At 63.6% G+C, this 2759-nt stretch carries 2 protein-coding genes; one reads left to right on the top strand and one right to left on the bottom strand.

The features are described 5' to 3' along the window. Nucleotides 1–30: 30 nt before the first annotated feature. Nucleotides 31–1524 (bottom strand): recombinase family protein, encoded by a 1494-nt coding sequence (locus tag INT49_RS20655; protein ID WP_193119609.1) that lies wholly within the window; start codon nt 1522–1524, stop codon nt 31–33. A 69-nt stretch (nt 1525–1593) separates the two neighbouring features. On the opposite strand from INT49_RS20655, the gene INT49_RS20650 reads away from it, so the two are divergent. Next, nucleotides 1594–2759: type IIL restriction-modification enzyme MmeI (locus INT49_RS20650; protein ID WP_319021723.1), on the top strand; the 1166-nt coding region annotated here is incomplete at its 3' end.

The following is a 2759-nucleotide window of genomic DNA, read 5'->3' as shown; positions in this document are numbered from 1 at the left end:
AAGATCGGCAACGACGCCGACCGAGCGGACCTACCGACCCCATGAAAGATCGAGGTTAGGCACAGCTGTCATCATGTCAGCGGGGTGAGCGTGCACCAATACCGCTTGCAAGATCAGACTCGCCGCCTGGTACTGCCACATTGGGGTACGCCCTTCCCACTCAGCAGCGACCGTGCTGACATCAATATTCAACCCGGAGTGCTCGGGTGCGGTCGCGGTGTACTCGCGGCGGGTGGCTTCGATCCGTTCCGCGATCCGTGCGCGTTGCCGCACCCACATGGCTTTGTCAATCAGCCCGTCATAATAGTCATCATCGAGCCGCGCCAGACGCTCCCGATCTTGGTCGAGCGTCGCCGCGAGCCCAACCCGTGCCGCAAGGTCACTGCCAGAGGTTCGGCGCACCTTGGGGTGGAGGGTGATCTGCTCGAACGTCGCCAGCACCGCTTCCTCGACGAGCTTGGCCATTTCAGCAGAGCGAATCGAACGGGTGCACCCGCCCGGGGTCGGCTGTAAGCACTGGTACACGCCGCCCCGGTGAATCATCGACGTTCCGCACAGTGAGCAGCGAATTAGCCCCGAGAACGGGTACATCCGCACCGCCGCACCCGTACCGGGTTGGTGAAAGTTCCTGGCTTTCTTGCGTGCGTCAAGGACATCGGAGACTTGCTGCCAGGTGTCCTCATCCACAATCGCGGGCCACGCCGCCTGCACTTGCATCTTCGACGTCTTCGCGCGACTTCCGTCCGGCATCACAGGCCGGTACTCGCGCACTCCCTTGTTGGAGGGGTTGTAGAGCACCATCTTGAGTGTCCGATCCGACCACGCACACCCGTGAGTGGTGAGGATGCCTTGTGCGTTCCAGTCCTTGCGAATGCGATACAGGGATTCACCGGCCAGCACCCGCTGGTACGCCTCGACCACCAGCGGCCCGGTCACGGGATCGATCACGAGCGCGCCTGCCTCTGCCCGGTATCCGAATGGCACCCTGCCGCCGTGCCAGGCACCTTCGATGGCCTGCTGCTTCGCCGCCCTCGCCACACGTCGGGCGGTGTCAGCGGACGACTTGTTCGCCATCGCCACCAGCACCCTGGCCATCGCCACATCAGAGTCCGTGTCCAGCCGGAGCGAGCCTGTCACGGAACGCACGGTGAACCCGCCCAGCACCTTCGCATCAATGAGGTCTTCCAAATCGCGCGGGTCGCGCACCGCGCGATCCAAGTCGTAGGCGACCATCACCTGCGCGTGCCCGTCGGTGAGGTGTTTCAACATGGTGCGAAACTGCGGGCGGATCACCCGCCGCACCCGCTCACCCGACGGGAGCGTGATCGTGCGCTGCTTGAACGCCGACGTGTCATTCTCACGAAACACCGCTGCGACTTCCCACCCGTGGGCTTCTGCATAGGCACGACAGTCGGCTTCCTGCCGATCTACGCCCCGTTCGCTGCCCTCTGGGTCGTCGCTGATTCTGACGTACACCACCGCCTGCAACGCATCCGTGCTCTGTTTCTGCTCGTTGTGGCCCATCTCTCGGCCCCACCTTCCTACTCGTGTGAGAGGTAGGTGCGTTTACAGAACCTCGGCTACGCCGTCCCGATGCTCCCCCTGCAGGACTCAGCGCGGATCACCGTGGCCAACGCCCTGCAGGTCGAGTGGTCCGAGATCATCCCTCCAACGACATCGCTGTACATCATGGGCAACCCGCCCTTCCTCGGCGACAACACCCGCGGCGCCGACCAGCTCGCCGACCTGCGCAACGCCTGGGGCGGCGACAGAGTCCTGTCGCGAATGGACTACGTGACCGGCTGGCACGCCAAGACACTCGCGCTATTCACCAACCCGCAGTACCGGGGCGAATGGGCCTTCGTGACCACCAACTCCGTCACCCAAGGGGACCAGGTCCCCCGCCTGTACGGCTGGATCTTCGAGGCCGGCTGGCGGATCAAGTTCGCTCACCAGACCTTCGCCTGGTCCAGCGAGGCCCCCGGTGCGGCTGCCGTGCACTGCGTCATCGTCGGCCACACCCAGCACTCGAAGAACAAGCCCCGCCTGTTCGAGTACGAGCAGCCCAAGGCTGCGGCCGCAGAAGTGCCCGTCAAGGTCGGCATCAACGCCTACCTCCAGGACGCGAAGAACATTCTGGTCGAGAAGCGGTCGAAGCCTCTGAGCCCATCGCTCGCTGTGGTCGAGTACGGATCGAAGCCGACGGACGATGGGAATCTGATCATCGAGCCTGATCAGTACGCGGAGGTCATGAACGATCCAGTGGCAGCGAAGTACGTCCACAAGTACGTCGGCGCCCGCGAACTCCTCCACGACGAGGACCGCTGGTGCTTGTGGCTCGATGGGGTGGATCCCGTGGACCTAAGCCGGTCTCGCACCCTACGAGACCGCGTTGATGCAGTTCGGAGGTTCCGCGGCGCGTCCAAAGCCTCTGCTACTCGCGAATATCCTCATCACCACCTCTTCCGACAGCTCGCCAAGAAGGATGCCGACTACGTGTGCGTCCCGATTCACGTGAGTGAGGGGCGGCGCTACTATCCGGTCGCACTCTTCGGCGCCGAGGTCATCGCAAGCAACGCAAACTTCGTCCTGAGCGACCCCGATGGATTCCAGTTCGCCATCATGTCCTCGAGCATGTTCATCACCTGGCAGAAAGCCATCGGAGGCCGGCTCGAGTCGCGACTCCGGTTCGCTTCGACGCTTACCTCGATGTTTCATCGGGGTTGTGAGCGGGGGCGACCGGCGTCGTTGCCGGTGTT

It is taken from the genome of Brachybacterium tyrofermentans, assembly GCF_014897585.1.
Classification (GTDB): domain Bacteria; phylum Actinomycetota; class Actinomycetes; order Actinomycetales; family Dermabacteraceae; genus Brachybacterium; species Brachybacterium tyrofermentans.
Note: the sequence above shows the minus strand (reverse complement) of the source record. Positions and strands in the feature narration are given on the sequence as shown.

Coding starts and splice junctions, on each gene's coding strand:
- INT49_RS20655 (WP_193119609.1), bottom strand. CDS start 1,524: ATGGGCCACAACGAGCAGAAACAGAGCACGGATGCGTTGCAGGCGGTG.